A 479-nucleotide genomic window follows, 5' to 3' on the forward strand; every position below is an offset into this window, starting at 1 on the left:
TTTTTTGGGGCTTAAAGTGATCGTTTCTGTGAAACGCTGATTTTCTAAGAGCGTTCCCCTGAGCCTAAAAGCTTAGGGGTTTCCTTTAAAAAGCGGGTTTGCCCTTGACTTTTGGGGCGTTTTATTTTTTTATCTTTTCATTCAATTTTTTAATCTTGTTTTAGCGTTTGTAAAATGAGGAGTTTTAAGGGGGTTTGTTGTAGGATTTCATCACGCCCCATAGTTACGATATGGGGCAAACTACCTTGAAAGGATTTATCATGCGAAAAAAACATGATAAAAACTCTTGGTTAGTATTATACATTAAAATCTCTTTTAAGGGGTTTAAAGTGGTCTTTTCTATAGAAAAGTAATGTATTAGCCAAAGTTCCCCTGAGTTTAAAAGCTTAGGGGTTTCCTTTAAAAAGCGGGTTTGTCCTTGACTTTTGGGGCGTTTTATTTGTTTAAAACCCTGATTTTAGCGCTCATTAAATCGTGGT

General features: G+C 35.9%; 1 protein-coding gene. It reads right to left on the reverse strand.

Annotated features, from left to right (window positions below; genetic code table 11):
* Positions 1-149: 149 nt before the first annotated feature.
* Positions 150-275, reverse strand: a complete 126-nt coding sequence (locus tag EWZ81_RS08620) for a hypothetical protein (protein ID WP_275690032.1) — start codon at positions 273-275, stop codon at positions 150-152.
* Positions 276-479: the final 204 nt, after the last annotated feature.

The sequence above is a fragment of the Helicobacter pylori genome, from assembly GCF_011140715.1.
GTDB lineage: Bacteria > Campylobacterota > Campylobacteria > Campylobacterales > Helicobacteraceae > Helicobacter > Helicobacter pylori_DA.

Excerpts from the sequence above, each read along its gene's own strand:
- EWZ81_RS08620 (WP_275690032.1), bottom strand. The coding sequence starts at position 275 with ATGTTTTTTTCGCATGATAAATCCTTTCAAGGTAGTTTGCCCCATATC.